The organism is Achromobacter aegrifaciens, from assembly GCF_902859965.1.
Classification (GTDB): Bacteria; Pseudomonadota; Gammaproteobacteria; order Burkholderiales; family Burkholderiaceae_B; genus Achromobacter; species Achromobacter aegrifaciens.
The window spans coordinates 1,441,880-1,464,123 of the sequence record NZ_CADIKO010000001.1 but is presented as its reverse complement, the minus strand read 5'-3'; the positions used below and the strand labels follow the sequence as shown (position 1 = coordinate 1,464,123).

The window sequence follows — 22,244 nt, the reverse complement described above, 5'->3', positions numbered from 1 at the left end:
TACGTAAACGTAAATTGGAGTCGGGTTATCCCTAGGTAATTCAACCCTGCCCAGGGAGTTGCGCTGAGTAAGATGCCAGCCGATCCTTGAATCCTGAATCATTGCGATGGAGTCTGCCGTGCTCGAACTATCCAACCTGGACGAAATTGTGGCGCTGCGGCGCGACATCCACATGCATCCGGAGCTTTGCTACGAAGAGCATCGCACGGCCAAAGTGGTGGCGGACACGCTGCGCGGCTGGGGCATCGAGACCCACACCGGCATCGCCAAGACCGGGGTGGTCGGCGTGATCAAGCGCGGCACGTCGGATCGCGCGATCATGCTGCGCGCCGACATGGACGCCCTGCCCATGCAGGAAGAGAACCAGTTCGAACACCGCTCGCGCCACGACGGCAAGATGCACGGCTGCGGCCACGACGGCCACACCGCCATGCTGCTGGCCGCCGCGCGCCATCTGCAGGCCGAAGGCGGCTTCGACGGCACCGTGTACCTGTGCTTCCAGCCGGCCGAGGAAGGCGGCGCGGGCGGCCGGGCCATGATCCAGGACGGCCTGTTCGAGCGCTTCCCCTGCGAAGCCGTGTTCGGCCTGCACAACTGGCCGGGGCTGCCCGCCGGATCCATCGGCGTCTGTTCCGGCCCGATGATGGCGGCCGCCAACGGTTTCAAGATCACCGTGCGCGGCAAGGGCGGCCATGCGGCCGCGCCGCAGGACTGCAGCGATCCGGTGCCGGCGCTGTTCGCCATCGGCCAGTCGTTGCAGACCATCCTCACGCGCAGCAAGCGTCCGCTGGACGCCGCCGTGCTGTCGATCACCCAGGTGCAGGCCGGCGGCAGCGTGATCAACGTCATCCCCAACAGCGCCTGGCTGGGTGGCTCGGTACGCGCTTACAGCACGGCGGTGGTCGACCTGATTGAACGCCGCATGAACGAGATCGCCGGCAACATCGCCGCCGCGCACGGCTGCGAGGCCGACGTGTTCTTCGAGCGCCGCTATCCGGCGCTGGTGAACACCGTGGCTGAAACCGAGTTCTGCATGGAAGTCATGCGCGAGGTCGTGGGCGAGGACAAGGCAATGGTGATCGAGCCGGCCATGGCCTCGGAAGATTTCGCCTTCCTGCTGCAGGAAAAGCCCGGCTGCTACGTGTTCCTGGGCAACGGCGACGGCGAGCACCGCATGGCCGGCCACGGCCTGGGTCCCTGCATGCTGCACAACGCCAGCTACGACTTCAATGACTCCCTGATTCCGGCTGGCGCGTCGTACTGGGTACGCCTGGCGCAACGCTATCTGGCCTGATGTGCTTCACGCCTTTCGTTTTATCTGACGCAGTGCCACGCAACATTACCAGGACGATATGAAAAAGAAGACATTGCTGATCAAGGCCGCGGGGGCGGCCTTGGCAATCATGGCCAGCGGCGCCATGGCGCAGAACTGGCCGGCCAAGCCCGTGACGCTGGTCGTGCCCTACACCGCCGGCGGCAGCGCCGATGCGATCGGACGCCGCCTGGGCGACGTCCTGCGCAAGGAAAGCAACGTAACCGTCATCGTCGAGAACAAGCCGGGTGCGGGCGCCTCCGTCGGCACCGACTTCGTGGCACGCGCACAGCCGGACGGCACCACGCTGCTGCTGGCCTCCACCAGCCCGCTGACGATCTTCCCGCATCTGGCCAAGACCAACTATGACCCGATGAAGGACCTGACGCCCGTGGCCAGCGTGGCGGTAGCGCCCGTCGCCATCGTCGCCACCAAGGCGCTGCCGGTGAAGGACTTCGCCGGCTTGATCGACTACGCCAAGTCGCATCCCGACGGCGTGCGCTACGGCACGCCGGGCCAGGGCACCGTGGCCCACATCGGCATGTCGGCCGTCACGGCGCAGACCGGCACCAAGATGCTGCACGTGCCTTACCGCGGCAACAGCCAGGCGCTGACCGACGGTTTGGGCGGCGTGGTCGAGCTGCTGGTGGTCAATAGCGACGTGGTGCTGCCGCACGTTGCCAGCGGTGCGCTCAAGCCGCTGGCCGTGATGGCGCCCGAGCGCCTGGCCGCCTGGCCGGACGTGCCCACCATGGCGGAACTGAAGATGCCGCAGGCGCAGTACTACTCCAACTTCGGCGTGTTCGCGCCGGCCAATCTGCCGCCGGCCGTCGCGCAGCCGCTGCAGGCCGCCTTGGCCAAGGCGGTGGCCAGCGCCGAATTCCAGGACCTGTTGGCCAAGTCCTACCTGCAGCCGGGCACGGCCACGGGCGAAGCCTTCGCCAAGCAGGTGCAGGCGGAATTCGCCAACAACGCCCGCGTCATCAAGGAAGGCAACATCAAGGCGGAATAAGCTCTGCCTGGCAAAAAAGCGCGCGACCCCTGGGGGTTAGGCGCGCTTTTTTTTTGAGCCGGCCCAAGACCGCGGACGCTTCGAGAGGCTTGCCGCAGCCTACGCGCTGCGCGGCCCGAACATGATCACCATCATTCCGGCCAGGCACAGCCCCACGCCCAGCCAGTCGCTCATGCTGGGCCGCACGCCGTCCACGGCCCACAGCCACAGCAGCGCCATGCCGATATAGACGCCGCCATATGCCGCGTAGACGCGGCCCGAAGCCGTGGGGTGCAGCGTCAGCAGCCAGGCGAACAGCGCCAGGCTGGCGGCCGCCGGCGCGAGCAGCCAGATGGAATGGCCTTTGCGCAGCCAAAGATAAGGCAGATAGCAGCCGACGATCTCGGCCAGCGCCGTCAGGATGAACAGCGCGAGGGTTTGCAGGGCGCCCATGCGCGTCCCGCTAGGGCTTTTGCGCGAGCAGCTCGCGGCATTGCTGTTCCTGCTGCGCGATCTCGCGCAGGGTATCCTCGATGTCGCGGCGCTGTTGTTCCAGCGTGGAGCGGTGCTGTTCCAGCACGCTCAGGTACTGGCGCAGCTGAACCGCGGTGTCGCCCGGCCCGTCGTACATGTCGATCAAGGTCAGGATCTCGGACAATTGCAGGCCCAGGCGCTTGCCGCGCAGGGCCAGCTTCAGGCGTGTGCGGTCGCGCGGCCCGAAGATGCGGTTGCGTCCTTCGCGCGCCGGGCTGACGATCCCCTGGTCTTCATAGAAGCGGATCGTGCGGGGCGTGACGTCGAACTCGCGCGAGAGTTCAGAGATGGTCCAGGTTGACGGGGACATGCGGCGTGTGGCAGTTTACGTAAACGTAAATTATGATGACTTGACCCAATCGTCAAGCGTGGAGGAGAGGCAATGAATCCGAACGAACAGAAACTGCAGTACCCCTGGGCCGATTTCCAGCCCGAAGCCGGCCGTTCGCACGTGGTGGCGGATGGGGTCAAGTGGATCAGGATGCCTCTGCCGTTCGCGCTGGATCATATCAACCTCTGGCTGCTGCGCGACAACATCGACGGCCGCGACGGCTGGACCATCGTCGACTGCGGCATCACCCGCGATGAAGTGAAGACGCTGTGGGAACGGGTATTCGAGACCGAACTCGAAGGCCTGCCGGTGCTGCGCGTGATCGTCACCCACATGCATCCCGACCACATCGGCCTGGCGCACTGGTTGTGCGAACGCTGGAATGCGCCCCTGTGGATGACGATGACGGACTTCATGGTGGCCTCGCTGTGGTCCTCGCGCCGTGGCGAAGCCGGCGGCGGCCCGGGCGGCCAATCGGCGGTGGACCACTTCGCGCGCCATGGCCTGACTGACCTCGACGCGCAGGAGCAGATCCGCCAGCGCGCCAATTACTACCCCAACCTGGTGCCGGCCGTGCCCGCGCGCTACACCCGCATCCTGCATGGCGACGCGGTGCGCATCGGCGGGCGCGACTGGCGCGTCATCGTGGGCTATGGCCACGCGCCTGAACACGCGTCGCTGTATTCCGCCGACCTGCGCGTGCTGATCTCCGGCGACATGGTGCTGCCGCGCATTTCCACCAACGTCAGCGTGTTCGACTACGAGCCCGACGCCAATCCCCTGCCGCTGTATCTGCGTTCGCTGGATGGCTACGCCGACCTACCCGAAGACACGCTGGTGCTGCCTTCGCACGGCCGGCCTTTCAAGGGTCTGCACGAGCGCATCGCGCAACAGCACGAACACCACCGCGACCGCCTGGCGGAAGTGCTGGAAGCCTGTGCGGTCCAGCCGCAATCGACCACCGACATCGTGCCGGTGCTGTTCAAGCGCAAGCTCGACCTGCACCAGCTGACCTTCGCCATGGGCGAGGCGCTGGCGCACCTGCACGCACTGTATTTCGAAGGCAAGCTCAAGCGCGCGCTGGGCGCGGACGGCATCATGCGGTTTTCGGCCGCCTGAGCGCTGCATCGGGCCGATAAGCAGTAGCCCTGCAGCTATTGCGGGCAAGTCCGGCAGCCGCGCGTCGCCGAGGGGCGACGCGGCTGCCGCGTATGGCTTCATCCCAAGCGAATGTCGGACCCGCCGTCCGCTCCCGACAACATTCGTTCATGAGATTTTGTAATGCCTGCGCTTCATAGCGCGAAGTTCCGACAGATGCTGAATCCGACCATCATGTGCGGCATGCAGAACCTCTCGGGAAAATCCCATGAACTTCGATCTGACTGAGGAGCATCAGTCCTTCGCGGATGCCGTCCGCCGTTTTGCGCAAGACAAGCTCGCCGCGGGGGCGTTGGCGCGGGCGCACTCCTCTGCGTATCCATGGGATGCCGCGCGTCTGCTGGCCGAGCAGGGCTTGCTCGGTATCACCTTTTCTGAAGCCGACGGCGGCCAGGGCGGTTCGCTGATGCACGCCGTGTTGGCCATCCAGGAAGTGGCGCTGGTTTGCCCCAAAAGCGCGGATATCGTGCAGGCGGGAAATTTTGGTCCCATCCGCACCTTTGTCGAATACGCCACCCGAGAGCAAAAGGCGCGGCTCCTGCCCGACCTGCTGGCAGGCAGGAAGCTGATCGCCCTGGGCATGAGCGAACCCGACGCGGGCTCCGCCGTGACCGAACTCAAGACAAGCGCGCGCCTGGACGGCGACGAGATCGTGATCAACGGCAGCAAAGTGTTCTCCACCCACAGTCCGGAAGCAGATCTGTTTCTGATCTACGTGCGTTTCGGCGCCGGCATCGGCGGCATCGGTTCCGTGCTGGTGGAACGCGGCGCGCCGGGATTCTCGGTTGGCGAACCCTCCAGTTTCATGAGCGGCGAACAATGGTGCCAGCTCTACTTTGAAGACTGCCGCATCCCCGTGGGCAACCTGCTGCTTGGCGCGGGCGGCTTCAAAAAGCAGATTGCGGGTTTTAACGTCGAGCGGCTGGGCAATTCCTCGCGTTCGCTTGCGCTTGGGCGGCACGCCTTTAACCTGGCGCGCGAACATGCCGGGTTGCGTAAGCAATTTGGCCGCGAACTATGCGAATTCCAAGGGATTCAGTGGAAATTCGCCGATATGGCGTTGAAGCTCGAATCCGCGCAATTGATGCTGTATCGCGCCGCGCTCGAGGGCGAACATGGCCTGCCCTCGGCGCACAACACTGCGTTGGCGAAACTGGCCTGCAACACGGCTGGCTGGGACGTCGCAAACGAGGCCCTGCAGGTAATGGGCGGCATGGGGTACAGCCAGGAATCGCTGGTCGAATACTGCGTGCGCCGCATACGCGGATGGATGATCGCGGGCGGATCGATAGAAATGCTCAAGAACCGGATCGCCGAGGGCGTGTTCGAACGCCAGTTCTCGCAACGCGCGCCCTTGGCCAAATGAGATAAGGCGCCTATCGAGTGCGATTCTCAACGATGAACACCAAGTCCCTCTCGATGAATACAGAGTCCGTCTCGGGGGCGGCGCTGGCCGCCGCCTTGCTCAATCCGGCCAGTATTGCCCTGATCGGCATCTCCGACGATGCCAGCAAGACCAGCGGCAGACCCCTGAAGTTCCTGCGACGTGCCGGCTATGGCGGCAGGATCTATCCCGTGAATCCCAGGCGCGACACCGTGCAGGGTGAACGAGCCTGGCCGGATCTGGCATCCCTGCCGGAAGTGCCCGAGCATGTCTTCATACTCACGCCGACGGACGGCGTCCAGGCGGCGCTGGAGCAATGCGCCGCGGTCGGCGCCAAGGTCGCAACGATACTTGCCAGTGGCTACTCCGAGGCGGGCGCGGAAGGTGCGGAACGGGAGCAGGCCTTGCGCGCGCTCGCAAAGCGCTCCGGGGTGCGGTTGCTGGGTCCTAGCAGTCTCGGCGTGGTCAATGCGGAGACGGGCCTGCGCCTGACCGCCAACGCGGCGTTTGCCGAGCCGGACCTGCCTTCCGGCCGAACATTCGTGGCGTCGCACAGCGGCAGCATGATCGGCGCCCTGGTCTCGCGCGGAAAAGCGCGCGGCGTGGGCTTTGCCGGGCTGGTGTCGGTAGGCAGCGAAGCCGATCTCAGCATCGGTGAAATCTGCGCCGCCACGCTTGACGATCCCGCCATCGATGGCTATCTGTTGTTCCTCGAAAGCCTGCGTCATGGCGCTGAGCTACGCGCCTTTGCCAAGGAGGCTGCCAAGCGCGGCAAGCCCGTGATCGCGTACAAGCTGGGCCGCTCCGACGCCGCGGCGGAAATGGCAGCTACTCATACGGGCGCATTGGCCGGCGAGGACGATATCGCCGATGCTTTCCTCAAAGATTGCGGGATCGCCAGGATAGGCATCTTCGATGCCTTGCTGGAAGGTTTGCCGCTGGCCCGGCGCTTCGCCCTGATGCATGACGCCGCCAAGCCCCGGCGTGTGGGCGTGGTGACTACAACGGGCGGTGGCGCGGCCATGGTGGTGGACCAGCTGGGCATACGCGATGTCGTGGTCGAACCGCTATCTGCCCAGACGCTGGAGCGTTTGCGGGAGCAAGGCGTTCCCGCTTCGGCCGGACGCGTGCTGGACTTGACGCTGGCCGGCACGCGCTATGAGGTGATGAAGAAAAGTCTCGACGTCATGCTGGATGCTCCCGAGTTCGATCTCGTGGTGGCCGTGGTGGGCTCCTCGGCGCGCCACCAGCCCCAGCTCGCAGTCAGGCCGATCATCGACAGCATGGGCTGCGGCAAACCCTTGGCCGCCATGCTCGTGCCGGATGCTCCCGAGGCCCTGGCGGCGCTGAGCGCGGCGGACGTGCCCTGCTTCCGCTCTCCGGAAAACTGTGCCGATGTCATTGCATCGGTCTTTGCGCGGCGCCGTCCCGCCATGACGGCAACGGTCCAGGCCCCGCCCGCGTCGGCAGGCGCTGCGCCGCGCGCGCTCAGCGAGGCGCAAGCCTATGCCGTGCTGGACAAGCTGGAAGTGCCGCATGGGCCGTTCGTTACGGTGCCGCTGGCCGGGCCCGCACCTGTGCTGCCCTTTGATTTTCCCGTTGTGGCCAAGGTCTGCTCCGAGCTGATTCCTCACAAGACCGAGGTGGGCGGCGTGGTCCTGTCGATCGACAGCCCAGCATCGCTAACGCAAGCTTTGGCCAAGCTGCGCTCGAATCTTGCCCGGCATGCGCCAGACGTGGCCTGCGACCTCGCCCTCGTGCAGCCGATGTGCGCGGGGCTTGCCGAGGTTCTGTTGGGCTATCGCGTGGATCCTGATGCGGGCCCGATCGTGCTGCTGGCGGCAGGAGGCGTCTGGGCCGAAGTCATCCGCGACCGCAGTGTCCGGCTCGCGCCCGTCGGCCTGGAGGGCGCGCGCGAGATGATCGGCGAACTCAAGGTGTTGAAGACCGTGTCGGGCCTGCGCGGCAAGGCGCGCGGGGACCTCGAGGCGCTGGCGCAAGCCATCGTGCAGTTGTCACAGCTTGCCTTGCATCCTGAATTGGGAATCAGCGAGGCCGAGGTCAATCCGCTGCTTGTGATGCCAGACGGCCGTGGGGTCATTGCGGTGGACGCGCTGGTATTGCGCTCATGAACGACGCGGTGTTCGTACCAGACCTGGCGCAGGCCGCGCAAGCCGAGATCGCACGCCTGGACGCTGCGGCGCGATTGCATCATGTGGACGGACGCCACGGCAAGATTGCGTGGCGTGAGTTTGGCAGCGGTGCACCGCTAGTGCTCTTGCATGGCGGCCACGGCAGTTGGCTGCATTGGGTCCGCAACATAGAGGCCTTGTCGCAGGACCATACTCTGTTGATTCCCGATATGCCCGGATACGGCGATTCCGGCGATCCGCCGAGTCGCGCGGGCGAGCAGGAGCGGCTGATGCAGATTGTCGATGCGTTGATTGCTTCGCTGGACCAGCTACTCGGCGCTGGAGCGTCGCTGGATCTGGCGGGCTTCTCGTTTGGTGGACTGGTGGCCGCCTTGCTGGCACGCCAGCGCGGGGGAGTGCGCAGGATGTCGCTGCTGGGCAGCGCGGGGCATGGCACCGCAAGACGCCCCGGTGCGGGACTGGCGCCATGGCAAGGTTTGCCGCAGGCGGACATGCTTGCGGCATTGCGGCACAACCTGGGCGCCCACATGCTGCATGCGGACGCCTCGATCGACGCGCTGGCGCTGGCGGTGCATGAGCATTCCTGTCTGCGCACTCGATTCAAGAGCCGGCTGCTGTCGCGGACCCGTCAATTGCCAGAAGCTCTGGCCGCCTTCAGCCAGCCCGTCTTGTTGATCTGGGGCGAACACGATGTCACCGCAACCCCCATGACTCTGGCGCACCAGCTTGCCGAACTCTGCGCTGCTGGCGATTGGTGTGTCGTGCCCGGCGCGGGTCACTGGGTCCAATACGAGTGCGCGCAGACAATCAATCCCATGCTGGCGAGCTGGTTCGGCCCCGGACAACGCCGCTATCCGGTCTGACGCCGACTTGTCTGCGTCGCGCCTGTCACCCCATCGAGAATCTGCATGAAGAACAAGCTGCAGCAAGCGCCTCTGGCGATCTACAAGCATCACCTCAAGCAGGGGAAGCTTGCCTATCAATACAGTCCGCAGGCCGCACGCGCGGTCTTTTTCCCTCGGCTGATTTGTCCCTATTCCGGCTCGACGGATCTTGAGTGGCGCATCAGCGCTGGCCGAGGAACCGTGTACGCGACCACCGCGGTGTCGAACAAGGATGGATCGTCCCACAATGTCGCCCTGATCGACCTGGACGAGGGGTTTCGCATGATGACGCGGGTCGACGGCATGGAGCCCACGAAGGTTCAGATCGGGTTGCGGGTCGAAGTCAGGTTTGTCGAAGAAGGCGATGCGGAAGAACCGCTGCCGGTGTTTGTCGCGCTACGCAAGGAGGATGCGTGATGATGGGTCGAGCCAGTGCGGCAATCGTGGGTGTGGCGGAATCGGATCTCGGTCACGTGGCGCAGGACATGACGCCCCTGGACTTGATGGCGCAAGGTATCGCGCGGGCGCTGGATGATTGCGGCCTGCAGCTCCACGACGTAGACGGCTTGTTCGGCGCGGCCACCCAGAGCCGGATGGTGACCTTGGCGCTGAAGGAGTACCTGGGCATCCAGCCGCGCTATGGGGATTCGACCTATCTTGGCGGTTCCTCTTTCATGACGCACGTGGCGCACGCGGCTGCGGCGATCGAGGCGGGGTTGTGCGAGGTGGCCGTCATCACCTATGGAAGCACGCAGCGCTCGGCCGGGCGCAGCAATGTGGGCGGACGGGAATCCAATCCCTACGAAACGCCGTATCGCCCCTTCATGCCGGCCAGCGCCTATGCCATGGCGGCGTCGCGTCACATGCACGATTACGGCACCACGCGCGAACAGCTCGCGGAAATCGCGGTCGCGGCCCGGAAATGGGCGCAGCTGAATCCAATGGCGTGGGAACAGGGCGATCTGTCGGTCAATGACGTGCTGAATGCGCGCATGGTCAGCTATCCGCTGACTATTCGCGACAGTTGCCTGGTGACTGATGGCGGGGGCGCGTTGGTGATGACGTCCGCTGCGCGCGCCCGGGATCTGCGCAAGCCGCCCGCATATGTCCTTGGTTGCGGGGAAGCATATAGCCATCAGTCGATCTCCAATATGGCCAACCTGACCGAGACAGCGGCCAAGCTATCCGGGGCCAAGGCTTATCAGATGGCCGGGCTGGGTCCCAGCGACGTGGATGTCATCGAACTCTACGATGCCTTCACCATCACCACCCTGTTGTTCCTCGAGGATCTCGGCTTTTGCGCGAAGGGTGAAGGCGGTCCCTTCGTGGCCGATGGCAAGCTGCGTCCAGGCGGCGTTCTGCCTACCAATACCAACGGCGGCGGCCTGTCGTACTGCCACCCGGGGATGTATGGCTTGTTTTTGTTGATCGAGGCGGCTCGCCAGATCCGCGGAGAATGCGGCGCGCGTCAAGTCAGCGGCTGCGACATCGCGCTTGCACATGGCAATGGCGGCGTGCTGTCGAGCCAGAGCACGGTGATCCTGGGTTCGGCTGCCGCGCTTTGACATGACCGTATCGGCTTGCGTCCGCATTGCATGAACGACCTATGAAGCGGTGGAGGAGTGCAGATGTTGACAGAAAGCGACGAAACCGAGTCCATTCTCAAGGCCTCCGTCGAGACCTTCATGCGGCAGGAGTCCGCCATGGAGCGGTTGCGGCAGGTGAAGCCGGGACGTCCCGCGCATGATCGGCAGGTATGGGCCAAGCTGGCGCGGCAGGGCTGGCTGGCCATGCGCCTGCCCGAGCAACTGGGCGGCAGTGGCCTGCAGGCAAGGCATGCGGGAGCCATTGCCGCAGTCTTTGGCCAGTTCCTGTTGCCCGAACCGTTTGTTGGCTGCGCGCTTTTGCCTGGCATGCTGGCCGCCAGTGCGAATCGGGCCGCAGCCTGGCACGACATCCTGGCTGCGTTGACGGATGGCGAGAAGGTCATCGCCGTGGCCTGGCAGGAAGATCCCCAGTCCCTGGATGTCTGTCCTGTACGCACCAATGCGGCGAACGGGCCAGCCGGCCTGCTCATCAGCGGCGTCAAAGCCGGTGTGGTCGGAGCGGCAATGGCCGACGACTTCCTGGTGACTGCTCGCCTGGAAGGTCAACCGGTCCTGGTGGCGGTGGCGCGATCCGCGCTCGGCGTTCGTGTGGAGACGGTGACTACCAGCGATGGGGCGTCGCTGGGAACCGTGTACCTGGAGAATGCGCCGGCGCAGGGCGCGGTGCTGTTTGAAGGCGAGGCCTTGCTCCAGGCATTGGCGAGGGCGCTGGATGAGGCATTGCTCGCCGTGGCCGCCCAGCTCGACGGAATGGCGCAGGCCGCCTTTGAAATAGCGCTCGACTACATGCGGACCAGAGAGCAGTTCGGGCAGAAGATCGGCAGTTTTCAAAGCCTGCAACATGCGGCCGTGGATCTGAAAGTGCAGCACCGGCTCGCGGCAGCCTCTTACCTGTCAGCGTTGCAGAAGCTGGAGGCTGCAGGCGATGTAGCTCGGCATCCCGCGGCGGTCTGCGCCGCCATCTCCGCAGCCAAGGCCCGGGCGTCCGATTCGGCGCTAGCCACGGCCCGGTTCGGCGTGCAGGTACACGGTGCAATCGGCTTTGCCATGGAGGCGGATATCGGCCTGTACATGAAGAGCGCGCTCAGGGCCTCGGCATGGCTGGGTAATGGCGCCCAGCACCGGCGGCGCGTCAGCCTGTTGTTGCAGGAGCAGGCCAGCGCCGCTCGAGGAGCAGACGCATGAGCAGAAACGATTTCAACACGCTTTCCGACGAGGCCTTTCGAGCAAGATTCCGCAGCTGGATTGCGCAGAACTATCCCTCAGATCTGCGCAATCCACTGAAGCGCCTGACCGGCAAGGCCGCCAGAACCTGGCTGCAAAGCCAGTTGCGGGATGGATGGCGCGCTCCGGGCCTGCCCGCCGAATATGGCGGAATGGGATTGTCGATGCGCAAACAGCTGATCTACCAGGAGGAGCTCGAGCGCTTCGGCGTGGCCCGTCCCATCGACCATGGTCTGCGACTTCTTGCGCCGGTGCTCATCCGCTATGGCACCGAGGAGCAGAAGGCATATTACCTGCCGCGCATCCTGTCTTGCGCGGACATGTGGTGCCAGGGCTACTCGGAGCCGAACGCGGGTTCGGACCTTGCCAATCTGAAGACAGCAGCCGTTCTTGAGGGCGATCGCTATGTGGTCAACGGCCAGAAGATCTGGACTACCCTGGCCACCGACGCCAACATGATTTTCATGCTGGTGCGGACCAGCGTGCAGCCCAGGAAGCAGCAAGGCATCACTTTTCTGCTCGCCGACCTCAACACGCCGGGTATCGAGATCCGGCCGATCCGCACGCTGGCCGGAGACGAGCATTTCTGCGAAGTGTTTTTCAAGGACGTGGCGGTACCGGCGGAAAACGTCGTCGGACGCGTGGATGAAGGCTGGTCGGTCGCCAAGGCGCTGCTCGGCTTCGAACGCTTCAGCCACGGCTCGCCGGAGCTGGTCCGCTACGCATTGACCGTGCTGCGCGACACGGCGGCTGCCGTCGGCGCGTCGTCATCGACAAGCTATCTTGAGCTTCATGGGCGTCACGCGAGTGACGTGGCGGATGCATGCGCGTTGTATGAATTGAGTTGCGAGGCCGCCATTCGGGGCAATGAGCCTGATGATTCCGATCATGATTTCATGATGTTGAAATTGTTCAACGCCGAGCTTCTGCAACGCCTCACGGAGTCCATACAGGAACTTGCAGGCCACTATGGCGGAGTCATCGGAGCCGCGCCCGGAATCGGCCTCAAGGAAGACCTGGAATGGCTCTACATGATCGCGCGGCCCGTCACGATTTTCGGCGGAACTGCGCAAGTGCAACGCAATATTCTCGCGCGGCGTGCGCTCGGTCTGCCTGCTTAGATTGATGAAATCATCGCGCGAAAAAACGCGTCATTCGCGCGCGGCAGTCTCCATCAGCCAGTTGCGGAATGCCGCTACGTGGTGGCCGTCCTCGGCATGGTTGGGGCGTAGCAGGTAGTAGCCCAGCCCCCGCGAGAAAGGCTGTGCGAACGGGCGCACGAGCTGCTTGGTAAGCAGCTCCTGTGAAAGCATCGCGGTTTGGCCTACTGCGATTCCCAGGCCATCGACAGCAGCCTGGTAGGTCAGCACCGAACTGCTGAAAGTCATGCGTTCCGCGCCTTCCGCGGCCGCTGTCAGTCCCGTGCTTTCAAGCCACTCGTTCCAGTCCGTGCGGCGATAGTGGCTGACCAGCAGGCGCTGCGTCAACAGCTTGGAGGGGGACTCCCCGGCCGCCAGGTGCTGCTGCAGGAATTTTGGCGAGCACACAGGCTCGACGTTGTCCAGGAACAGCAGATCGGTCTGCATGTTGGGCCATTTGCCGTTTCCGAATTGGATGGCCACATCCACGTCGTCCCGATCGAAATTCACTTCGGGAACGGCGATGCTCAAGGAAAGTTCGATGTCGGGGCGCAGGGCCTGGAACGCCGGAAGACGCGGAATCAGCCAGCGTACCGCGAACGTCATGTAGGTGCGCACGCGCACGGTTTGACCCTCGCGCTTCCTGACCAACTCCTCCGTGGCCGTTGCGATCGTGGCGAAGGCCTGTACCACCTTGTCCGCGTAAATCTTGCCTTCGCGGGTGAGGTGCACGCCGTGCCGGCTGCGGTTGAAAAGGGGTACGCCGAGGTAGTCCTCGATCAGCGCGATCTGTCTGCTGACGGCGGACTGCGTGACATGCAGCTCTTTGGAAGCCTTCGTGAGGTTCTCATGTCGCGCTACTGCCTCGAAGGTGCGTAGCGGATTCAGAGGGGGAATTCGACGGCCCATTTTTTGAGTTCCCTGTAGGGCGTTGATATTCCCGCAAATCATAGCTCAGCGAGCGATTGGAAGTACGCATGATCTGCAAAGAGGACGCAGAATATCGCTCAGTTTCTTGATCCGCGTGCAGCCATAAAAGCGCGAGATATGAATTAAAGGTGCGCAAGGAAATCGCCGCAATCTCTCAGCGGTTCCTGTGTGGATTTCCCGCGCGTCCATGACCAACCGAACAAATTGTTGGAGCATTCAATGAAGGCTAGTGGCTTGATGGAAGGCAAGGTGGTGGTCGTGACCGGCGCGGGGGGCGGCATCGGCAAGGAAGTGGCGTTGGCAATGGCGCGCGAAGGTGCCAAGGTCGTGGTCAACGACCTCGACGTTTCCCTTTCTGGCGAAGCGGGCGGCGGTACGCCGGCCGGCGCCGTGGTGGAGGAAATTCGCGCTCAAGGCGGACAAGCCGTGGCAGACGGACACAGCGTCGCTGAATGGAACTCGGCGGCCGCCATCATCGAGAAGGCAGTTGCCACCTTTGGCCGCATCGATGCCGTGGTGAACAGCGCCGGCATTCTGAGGGACTCCATCTTTCACAAGATGAGCGCCGAAGACTTCGAGCTGGTCCTGCGTGTGCATCTGTTCGGCTCGTTCAACATGAGCCGGGCGGCAGCGGCTCATTTCCGCGAACAAGGCAGCGGCGCGCTGGTTCACATGACATCAACGGCGGGTCTGATCGGATCCATCGGGCAGGCAAACTATGCGGCCGCAAAAATGGGAATCGTCGGGCTGTCGCGCTCGATCTCGCTGGACATGGCGAGGTATGGCGTGCGTTCGAACTGCATCGCGCCCCACGCATTCAGCCGCATGATCGAAAGCGTGCCGGGACTGTCGCCCGAAGAGCAGGAACGCAATCTCGCCAAGCGCCGCGCCATGACGCGGGCGGACCAGATCGCTCCGCTTGCGGTCTACCTCTGCTCAGAGGCTGCCAAGGAGGTATCAGGCCAGATATTCGGCGCACGTGGCAACGAGATCTATCTGTATGGTCAGCCGCGGCCGGTACGAACCCTGCATCGGGCGGACGGTTGGACGCCGGAGCGCCTGGCGCAGACCCTGACGCCGGCCTTCCGCTCGAGCTTCACGCCGCCGGAACGCACACGCGACGTTTTCGGGTGGGAAGCAATCTGACAGGAGCTTCCCATGCCGTTGAACTTCGAGACCGTCCGTGATTGGCGCTTCGAGCCGCCGAATCAGCGCTACGACCAGCGCGAAACCATGCTGTACGCGCTTAGCCTGGGATTCGGAACGGATCCGCTGGACGAACAGGAACTGCCTTTCGTTTATGAACGGGACCTGCTGGCGGTGCCTACCATGGCGTCCGTGCTGTGCCACCTGGGCCCATGGGCAAGCGACCCGCGAACCGGCATGACGCGCGAGAAGATTGTGCATGGCGCGCAACGCATCGAGTTCCACGCGCCCTTGCCCAGCCATGGCGCATTAAGCGCGCAAGCGCGCGTTGTCGGCATCGAGGACAAGGGCGTCGACAAGGGCGCTCTCGTTCATGTCCAACGCACGCTGGTGGACCAAGCCACAGGCCAGGAGCTGGCGACCATTCTCCATAGCTCCTACTGTCGCGCGGACGGTGGCTTCGGCGCGTCGTATGGCAGCCCGGTTGCTCCGCACGCCGTTCCGCAGCGCACTCCCGACATGGTGGTGGACTTGGCCACTGCACCCAACGCCGCGCTGCTCTACCGCCTCAATGTCGATCGCAATCCGCTGCATGTCGATCCCGCTGTTGCGCGCAGGGCGGGATTCGATCGCCCCATCCTGCACGGCCTGTGCACCTACGGCATGGCAATGCGGGCGTTGCTGAAAGGGCCGCTGCGCTACGAAGTAGAGCGAGTGAAATCCTTCGAGGCCAGGTTTTCTTCTGTGGTCTTTCCTGGAGAAACGCTCGGCTTCGAGTTCTGGCGACACGACAACGTCGTGAGCTTTCAGGCTTTTTCCCGCGATCGGGGCAAGCGCGTACTGGAGCATGGGCGCGCCGTGCTCAATTGAACAATGGCTGGCACTCCAGGTCTTGGAGCTGTCGCATGCCGATGATTCCCAAAAACAAGGAGATGACGATGCAAAAGCAATGCGAGGGTCGGATTGTGGTTATCACTGGCGCCGGGCGCGGTCTTGGCCGCCAGTACGCGCTCGAGTTCGCGCGTCAGGGCGCCAAGGTCGTGGTGAACGATCTCGGTTCTGCCCGCGACGGTAATGGCGGCGCCACGGGACCGGCCGAGGAGGTAGTGGCCGAGATTCGCGCGTTTGGTGGTGTCGCGGTGGCGAATACGGACGATGTTGCGGACTGGGAGGGCGCGCGTCGCCTGATCGACACGGCGATACGCGAGTTTGGCGGGCTGGACGTTCTGGTCAACAACGCAGGCATCCTACGCGACAAGACCCTCGCCAACATGGAAGAACAAGACTGGGACGCCGTGATCCGCGTTCACCTACGCGGCACCTTTGCTCCGGCGCGTCATGCGGCCGCCTACTGGCGCGACGAATCCAAGGCGGGACGCCCGCGCGTCGCACGCATGATCAATACCAGCTCGTCCTCGGGCCTGTATTGCAATCCTGGTCAAAGCAACTACGGCGCGGCCAAGGCGGGCATCACGTCGATGTCGGTAATTGCGTCTCGCGAGCTCGAGCGCTACGGCGTGACGGTCAACGTCATCTATCCGACTGCGATGAGCCGGCTGACCGAAGACATCTTTGCAAAAAAGCTGGGCGCGGGCGCGGTGAAGGCGGCCGGCGAGTTCGATCCGCTCGACGCCGCCAACGTGGCGCCGTTGATTGCGTGGCTGGGCAGCACGGAATCCAGCGGCATTACGGGACGGGTGTTCGGCGTGCGCGGCGGGCGCATCACGGTGGCTGAAGGTTGGCGCGCCGGCCCGCGCATCGAAAAGGAAGGTCGCTGGCATACGGAGGAACTGGGAGCGCTGATTCCTGACCTGGTCCGTCGCGCCGCGCCCAATGCCCTCACCACTGGCGAGATTCCCGCCCCGCCTGAAGGAGTCTAAGTCATGGCGCTAGACCTCAATGCAGTGGGGCGTTCTGGCGGTACGGCGGAAGTGAGTTGGACCCACCGCGACGCCCTGCTCTATGCAATTGGCGTGGGCGCGGGCCAAGACGACGCGCTACAAGAGCTTGCATTCACCACGGAGAACTCGGCAGGCGTGTCCCAGCGCCTGCTTCCGACCTATGCCGTAGTGATTGTGCAGAACGCCGGTCTCAGGCCGGATCTGGGAGCGATCGACCGTACCAAGGTGGTCCATGCCGAACAGGCCTTCGAGGTGCATCGTCCCCTGCCTGTGGAGGGACGGGTGCGCGTCACCAATCGGGTGACGGCCATCGAGGACAAAGGTTCCGGCGCGCTGGTTCGTAATGAAGCCCAGGCCGTCGATGCGGTCTCGGGCGAATTGCTCATCACCTGCGCCTCGGCAGCCTTCCTGCGTGGCGAAGGCGGCTTCGGCGGCGAACGTAAATCTGCCCAGTCCTCCCCGATGCCCGAGCGGGTTGCGGATGCCGTGCTCACGGCTGGCACCCGACCCGATCAGGCGCTGCTGTACCGTCTCAGCGGAGACCGCAATCCTTTGCACAGCGATCCAACGTTTGCCGCCAAGGGAGGATTCCCCCGCCCAATCCTGCACGGCCTGTGCACCTACGGAATCACCGGAAGACTGCTGCTCCATGCGTTCTGCGGCAGCGACCCGGACCGGATGCGTTCGATGTCGGCACGCTTCACGCGCCCCGTCATGCCCGGAGAGACGTTGTCGGTGCACGCCTGGCAGGGGGCTGGGGACGTCCGTTTCCGTACGTTTGACGGGGCCGGGGAGATCGTGATCGACCATGGCCTGATGAAGGTCCGCCAGGAGGCGCAGCAATGAACACAAAGAATTCATCGCGGCCCAAGGCAGCGCCCGTTCCCACGCCGACCACCCTGCCCTTTTGGGAAGGAACGAGGGCAGGAGAGCTGCGGCTGCAGCGTTGCGGCAGCTGCCATGCCCACCATCTTTATCCACGCACGCGCTGCCCCGCTTGCGGCGCTGACGCACTGACCTGGGTCCGCGCAAGCGGACGGGGCAGCCTGCACTCCTACGTCATCAGCCACCTGGCTGCGCCGGGTTGGGAAAACGAGGTCCCCTACGTGATCGCCGTCGTGAAGCTGGAAGAGGGGCCCAGGATGCTGTCGAATCTCGTGGGCGTGCCCGCCGACCCTCAGGCGCTGCCTCTGGATATGCCGCTCGAAGTTGTGTTCGAGACCCGCGGGGAAGAGGTCCTTCCCTTGTTCCGACCGACCAATACCAAAGGAGGCGCGTCATGACGGGCCCCGTAATCGCCATTGCCGGCGCCGCCGAGACTGAACTCGGCGCCTTGCCGCAACTTTCCGAACTGGACCTGCGGACGGATGCTGCCCATCGAGCGCTAGCGGATGCCGGGCTGACGCTGGCCGACGTCGACGGGATCACCAGCGCGGGCGACTCGCCGATTGAAGTCGCGCATTACCTGGGTGTGACGCCCAAGTGGTACGACGGCACGTCTGTGGGGGGATGTTCCTTCCTGATCCACCTGCGGCATGCGGCGGCTGCCATTCGCGCCGGTTATTGCTCGACCGTGCTGGTATTGCACGGAGAATCGGGACGTTCGCGCGTAGGGAAAGCACTGAACCGGCGTCCTCCGTATTCGATGAACGGGCAGTTCGAACTGCCTTACGGTGTATCGGCGCCGCCCAATATGTTCACCTTGCCTGCGTTGCGTTTCATGCATGAAACCGGCACTACGCACGAGCAATTGGCGGAAGTTGTGGTGGCGCAAAGTCACTGGGCCAACGGTAACCCGCGCGCAAGCCGGAACAAGCTGTTGACGGTCGAAGACGTGATGGCCTCGCCCATGATCGCCTATCCTTTCCACAAGCTCGAATGCTGCGTGGTGACCGACGGCGGCGGCGCGTTGGTGGTGACCACGGCTGAGCGCGCGCGCAATTTGCGTCGCGCTGATTCCCCGGTCTATCTGCTCGGTTCGGGCGAGGCTTGCGACAGTCCCTTGGTGTCGATGATGGATGACATGACTTCGTCGAAGGGATTTCGGATCTCCAGCCGCGCAGCCTTTGCCGAGGCCGGCATCAGCCATGCTGACGTCGATCACCTGATGATTTATGACGCGTTCGCGCACTTGCCCCTGTATGGCCTGGAAGACATGGGATTTGTCGGCCGTGGCGAAGCAGGCGCTTTCATTGCGGAAGGCAATACCCGTCCTGGCGGGCGTCTGCCGTTGAACACGAACGGCGGCGGCATCCTGTACACACACACCGGCATGTACGGCATGTTCGCGATCCAGGAGGCGGTCAGGCAATTGCGAGGCGAGGCGTTCCGTCAGTTGGACAAGGTGCGGACCAGCGTGGTCCAGGGCGTAGGTGGCATGTTCACCGCGGCGGCTACGTTGGTGCTGTCCAACCAGTCGCCTTGAGGACCAAGACGCTTGGAATTTTTGTAGTTCCCGCCGGCCGTGATGCATAGCCGGCGGGACATGGTCCTGGGCCGTTTCGAGAATCGCGGCGCCCGACATCACCAGCATAGGCAAGGCAGTTGCCAAGGAGACAGATCAATATGGAAAATCCGCGCTATCTCGGCGATCACGCCGCTTTGACGCCGGACAAACCGGCCGTCATCAATGGGACCACAGGCGTCGCGTTGACCTATCGGGAACTCGACGAGCGATCCAACCGCTTCACGCAGTACCTGTACGCTCAGGGGTTGCGGCGCGGGGATCACATCGCGATGCTGCTCGAGAACAACGCCCGTTGTTTCGAGATCTGCTGGGCGGCGTTGCGTTCGGGCCTGCTGATCACGCCGATCAATCGATTCCTGAGCGTTGACGAGGCTGTCTATCTGATTGCCGATTGCGAAGCGCAGGTCGTCGTCAGCTCGCTCGCCATGAGCGAATTGGCTGGGGCGCTGACCGAGCGTATGCCGGGCTGCCGTGCGCGCCTGATGATCGATGGCGTTATCGAAGGCTGGGACGGTTACGAGGCAGCTGTGGCGCCCTTCCCGGCGCAGCGGCTCGAGGAAGAGTGGCTGGGCGCCACCATGCTCTACAGCTCAGGGACGACGGGGCGGCCCAAGGGCATCCTGCGTAATTTGCTCGAACGCAAAGTCAACGATGAACCTACGCCGCAGCGTAGCAGTCAGACCAAGCGCTACGGCTACTCCTGCGAAACCGTCTACTTGTCGCCCGCGCCGCTCTACCATGCCGCTCCACTGGGGTTTGCGCTCAACGTTCAGTTCGAGGGCGGCACCGTGGTATTCATGGAAAAGTTCGACGAGAAAGAGGCGCTCGCTCTGATAGCGCGGCACCGGGTCACACACAGTCAGTGGGTGCCGACCATGTTCATCCGCATGTTGAAGCTGCCCGAAGCGGAGCGCCAGGCGTTCGATCTGTCGAGCCACCGCGTGGCAATCCATGCCGCCGCACCGTGTCCCGTCGAGGTAAAGCGTCAGATGATCGCGTGGTGGGGGCCCATTCTGAACGAGTACTACGGGGCGACAGAAGGCAACGGCACCACGTCGATTGATAGCGAGGAATGGCTGACCCATCCTGGTTCGGTGGGCCGGGCGGCAACAGGAGTCCTTCATATCTGTGACGAGACTGGCAATGAGCTGCCGGTCGGAGAAACCGGCCTGGTCTACTTCGAGCGGGACGAGCTGCCTTTCCGTTACCACAACGATCCTGAAAAGACGCGCGCCGCGCAGCATCCGCGCCATCCGACCTGGACGGCTATCGGCGACATCGGGCATGTGGATGCCGACGGCTACCTGTATCTCACGGACCGCAAGGCCTTCATGATCATCTCCGGAGGCGTCAACATCTATCCACAGGCCATAGAAGACGCGTTGCAGATGCACCCCAGCGTTGGCGATGTCGCAGTGATCGGTGTGCCGAATCCGGAGATGGGCGAAGAGGTCAAGGCCATTATTGAACCGGCCGCCGGCGTAGCGCCGTCGGAAATGCTGGTCGATGAGCTGCTTGCACTATGCCGCCAAAAAGTGGCGCGCTACATGGTGCCGAGGTCGATCGAATTCGTTGAGAAATTGCCGCGCCTGCCTACCGGGAAGCTATACAAGCAAGCCCTGCGTGAGAAGTATTGGCCAAAGCCCTCCGCCAATTAGCGGTGTCCCAGGGAAGCCGCAGTACGTGAGCGTCTGGCAGACTGATACGTGAAGATCAGGGTCCGAAATACTCGCCCGCTTTCGCACCAGGCCGGCGCAGTCCTGGGGGCTGAGGTAATCGCCGTCGAAGGCGCCGAGGCGGCTGGGGAAAGCGGCTCTGCCGCTGTGGCCAAGCTGCTCAATCGGGGCAAACGGTCCATTGTGGCTGACCTAAAGACGTCAGAGGGGCCCGAGACGACCCGTGGCGAGCATGGCGAGGTGATTCTTGCCGTGTTGGAGGGCGCCGCAGCCCTCAACGTGCTGGCGCACGCTGTCGTGACCCCCGACGGCCAACGGCCCGCTTATGCCCGCCGTTGGCCGCCAAGAATCATTCCACCGTTACTCCAGTCTCGGCCGTCAGCTTGAGGACGATAGGGAGATAGGCGTTGTACTCGGCCTGGGCCTCATGGGGCAGGTTTCCGATGGGTTCCAGGTCCATCCCAAGCAGTCGTTGCCTGACCTCTGGAGTCTTCACCGCAGCGCTGACTTCACGGCCCAGGCGCTCGATGATCTCCGGAGGCGTTTTGGCTGGAGCAAGCACCGTGGTTGGCGTGGAGACGTGGAAAGCCGTGCTGTCATAACCCTCCTCTGCCACGGTGGGGACATCCGAGAACGCGCCGATTCTTTTGCTGCCGAGGATGGCAAGGGCCCGAATCTGGCCGGAAGCGATGTGCTGCTTGAGCGAGGAAACCGAAGCGACGGCAATGTTGATCTGACCGGCAAGTAAATCCGTCACGATAGGCAATTCGCCCTTGTACGGCACGTTCAGGATGTCGATGCCATATGTCTTGTTCATATAGTGCTGAATGATCTGTGGCGAGGACCCCGGCCCCCACGACCCTATTCGCAGCGTACCAGGGTGCTTCTTTGCGTAGGCTATCAGCTCGTCGATGGTATTTACCGGCAGCGATTTGTGGACAACGATCACGGCCGAGCTCTTGGAGACATCGGAGATCTGCTGCAACTCGGTGCGAGGGTCGTAGGGCAGCTTTTTGTAAAGAACCAAGTTCGCACTGAGCGGGGTTGCGATGGTCAGCAGCAAGGTGTATCCGTCCGGAGCGGACTTGGCGGCGGTATTGGTGCCGATGATTCCGCCTGCGCCAGGCTTGTTCTCGACGAGTACAGGCTGCCCAAGGCGCTTGCCCAGACCTTCGGCAACCGCGCGCGCGACATTATCGATCTGTCCGCCAGCCTGATAGGGCACGATCATCCGCAGCGGCCTGGACGGATAATCGGTCTGGGCGTACAGGGAAAAGGGCAGAATTGCCAAGGCGGCGGCAGTCCATCCGATCCGTTTGGCCTTCATGGCCAGCATAGGCATGGCGGCCTTCCGACGCCAGGAAGTGCGATAAAGCATGGTTTGTCTCCTCGCGCCGGTCAGAGCCG

The 22,244-nt window shown here is 63.7% G+C and carries 22 protein-coding genes; 18 read left to right on the top strand and 4 right to left on the bottom strand.

From position 1 onward, the window contains the following. Positions 1-118 precede the first annotated feature (118 nt). A complete protein-coding gene (locus tag HV793_RS06810) occupies positions 119-1,294 on the top strand; it encodes a M20 aminoacylase family protein (RefSeq protein ID WP_082401115.1) in 1,176 nt (391 codons plus the stop codon). 58 nt (positions 1,295-1,352) lie between these two features. Further along, positions 1,353-2,324 carry a Bug family tripartite tricarboxylate transporter substrate binding protein gene (locus HV793_RS06805; protein ID WP_175212883.1) on the top strand — a complete coding sequence of 324 codons (972 nt, stop codon included), beginning with the start codon at positions 1,353-1,355 and terminating at the stop codon, positions 2,322-2,324. Positions 2,325-2,423: 99 nt separating this feature from the next. On the opposite strand, the gene HV793_RS06800 is transcribed toward HV793_RS06805, so the two are convergent. Together HV793_RS06800 and HV793_RS06795 are read right to left on the bottom strand one after the other, a co-directional pair. Then, the gene (locus HV793_RS06800; RefSeq protein ID WP_054455615.1) at positions 2,424-2,756 is read right to left on the bottom strand and encodes a YnfA family protein; all 333 of its coding nucleotides are present in this window, start codon (positions 2,754-2,756) and stop codon (positions 2,424-2,426) included. A gap of 10 nt (positions 2,757-2,766) precedes the next feature. Then, positions 2,767-3,147 carry a MerR family transcriptional regulator gene (locus HV793_RS06795; protein ID WP_054455614.1) on the bottom strand — a complete coding sequence of 127 codons (381 nt, stop codon included), beginning with the start codon at positions 3,145-3,147 and terminating at the stop codon, positions 2,767-2,769. A gap of 72 nt (positions 3,148-3,219) precedes the next feature. Here HV793_RS06795 and HV793_RS06790 point away from each other — a divergent pair, with 72 nt between their 5' ends. The 8 genes from HV793_RS06790 (at position 3,220) to HV793_RS06755 (ending at position 12,699) form a co-directional block, all read left to right on the top strand. Beyond that, positions 3,220-4,287, top strand: coding sequence for an MBL fold metallo-hydrolase (locus HV793_RS06790; protein WP_119449837.1), 1,068 nt, complete (start codon positions 3,220-3,222; stop codon positions 4,285-4,287). A 247-nt stretch (positions 4,288-4,534) separates the two neighbouring features. Then, the gene (locus HV793_RS06785) at positions 4,535-5,692 is read left to right on the top strand and encodes an acyl-CoA dehydrogenase family protein (protein WP_175212882.1); all 1,158 of its coding nucleotides are present in this window, start codon (positions 4,535-4,537) and stop codon (positions 5,690-5,692) included. A 53-nt stretch (positions 5,693-5,745) separates the two neighbouring features. Continuing rightward, a complete protein-coding gene (locus HV793_RS06780) occupies positions 5,746-7,842 on the top strand; it encodes an acetate--CoA ligase family protein (protein WP_425321801.1) in 2,097 nt (698 codons plus the stop codon). Continuing rightward, positions 7,839-8,726 (top strand): alpha/beta fold hydrolase, encoded by an 888-nt coding sequence (locus tag HV793_RS06775; RefSeq protein ID WP_175212880.1) that lies wholly within the window; start codon positions 7,839-7,841, stop codon positions 8,724-8,726. Before HV793_RS06780 ends, HV793_RS06775 begins: the two co-directional genes overlap by 4 nt. A gap of 45 nt (positions 8,727-8,771) precedes the next feature. Continuing rightward, entirely contained in the window at positions 8,772-9,164 is a 393-nt protein-coding gene (locus HV793_RS06770) for a Zn-ribbon domain-containing OB-fold protein (protein WP_175212879.1), read from the top strand. Further along, a complete protein-coding gene (locus HV793_RS06765) occupies positions 9,164-10,312 on the top strand; it encodes an acetyl-CoA acetyltransferase (RefSeq protein WP_175213165.1) in 1,149 nt (382 codons plus the stop codon). The genes HV793_RS06770 and HV793_RS06765 overlap by 1 nt, the downstream gene beginning before the upstream one ends. A 63-nt stretch (positions 10,313-10,375) precedes the next feature. Beyond that, complete coding sequence (locus HV793_RS06760; protein ID WP_175212878.1) at positions 10,376-11,539, top strand: acyl-CoA dehydrogenase family protein; 1,164 nt, start codon at positions 10,376-10,378, stop codon at positions 11,537-11,539. After that, a complete protein-coding gene (locus tag HV793_RS06755) occupies positions 11,536-12,699 on the top strand; it encodes an acyl-CoA dehydrogenase family protein (RefSeq protein ID WP_175212877.1) in 1,164 nt (387 codons plus the stop codon). The genes HV793_RS06760 and HV793_RS06755 overlap by 4 nt, the downstream gene beginning before the upstream one ends. 30 nt (positions 12,700-12,729) lie before the next feature. On the opposite strand, the gene gcvA is transcribed toward HV793_RS06755, so the two are convergent. Further along, complete coding sequence (gene gcvA / locus HV793_RS06750) at positions 12,730-13,626, bottom strand: transcriptional regulator GcvA (RefSeq protein ID WP_175212876.1); 897 nt, start codon at positions 13,624-13,626, stop codon at positions 12,730-12,732. Between the two features lie 240 nt (positions 13,627-13,866). On the opposite strand from gcvA, the gene HV793_RS06745 reads away from it, so the two are divergent. The 8 genes from HV793_RS06745 (at position 13,867) to HV793_RS31285 (ending at position 21,224) form a co-directional block, all read left to right on the top strand. Continuing rightward, complete coding sequence (locus HV793_RS06745; RefSeq protein WP_175213164.1) at positions 13,867-14,793, top strand: SDR family NAD(P)-dependent oxidoreductase; 927 nt, start codon at positions 13,867-13,869, stop codon at positions 14,791-14,793. A 12-nt stretch (positions 14,794-14,805) separates the two neighbouring features. Continuing rightward, a complete protein-coding gene (locus HV793_RS06740; RefSeq protein ID WP_175212875.1) occupies positions 14,806-15,663 on the top strand; it encodes a MaoC/PaaZ C-terminal domain-containing protein in 858 nt (285 codons plus the stop codon). 68 nt (positions 15,664-15,731) lie between these two features. Continuing rightward, entirely contained in the window at positions 15,732-16,673 is a 942-nt protein-coding gene (locus tag HV793_RS06735) for an SDR family oxidoreductase (RefSeq protein WP_175213163.1), read from the top strand. Positions 16,674-16,676: 3 nt separating this feature from the next. After that, the gene (locus HV793_RS06730; RefSeq protein ID WP_175212874.1) at positions 16,677-17,540 is read left to right on the top strand and encodes a MaoC family dehydratase; all 864 of its coding nucleotides are present in this window, start codon (positions 16,677-16,679) and stop codon (positions 17,538-17,540) included. Further along, a complete protein-coding gene (locus HV793_RS06725) occupies positions 17,537-17,977 on the top strand; it encodes a Zn-ribbon domain-containing OB-fold protein (protein ID WP_175212873.1) in 441 nt (146 codons plus the stop codon). The genes HV793_RS06730 and HV793_RS06725 overlap by 4 nt, the downstream gene beginning before the upstream one ends. Beyond that, entirely contained in the window at positions 17,974-19,119 is a 1,146-nt protein-coding gene (locus HV793_RS06720; RefSeq protein WP_175212872.1) for a thiolase C-terminal domain-containing protein, read from the top strand. The genes HV793_RS06725 and HV793_RS06720 overlap by 4 nt, the downstream gene beginning before the upstream one ends. A gap of 140 nt (positions 19,120-19,259) precedes the next feature. Next, a complete protein-coding gene (locus HV793_RS06715) occupies positions 19,260-20,819 on the top strand; it encodes an acyl-CoA synthetase (RefSeq protein WP_175212871.1) in 1,560 nt (519 codons plus the stop codon). A 48-nt stretch (positions 20,820-20,867) separates the two neighbouring features. Then, the gene (locus HV793_RS31285) at positions 20,868-21,224 is read left to right on the top strand and encodes a CoA transferase (RefSeq protein WP_175212870.1); all 357 of its coding nucleotides are present in this window, start codon (positions 20,868-20,870) and stop codon (positions 21,222-21,224) included. On the opposite strand, the gene HV793_RS06705 is transcribed toward HV793_RS31285, so the two are convergent. Beyond that, positions 21,187-22,215 (bottom strand): Bug family tripartite tricarboxylate transporter substrate binding protein, encoded by a 1,029-nt coding sequence (locus HV793_RS06705; RefSeq protein WP_225589253.1) that lies wholly within the window; start codon positions 22,213-22,215, stop codon positions 21,187-21,189. The two genes, HV793_RS31285 and HV793_RS06705, sit on opposite strands and share 38 nt — an antisense overlap. Positions 22,216-22,244: the final 29 nt, after the last annotated feature.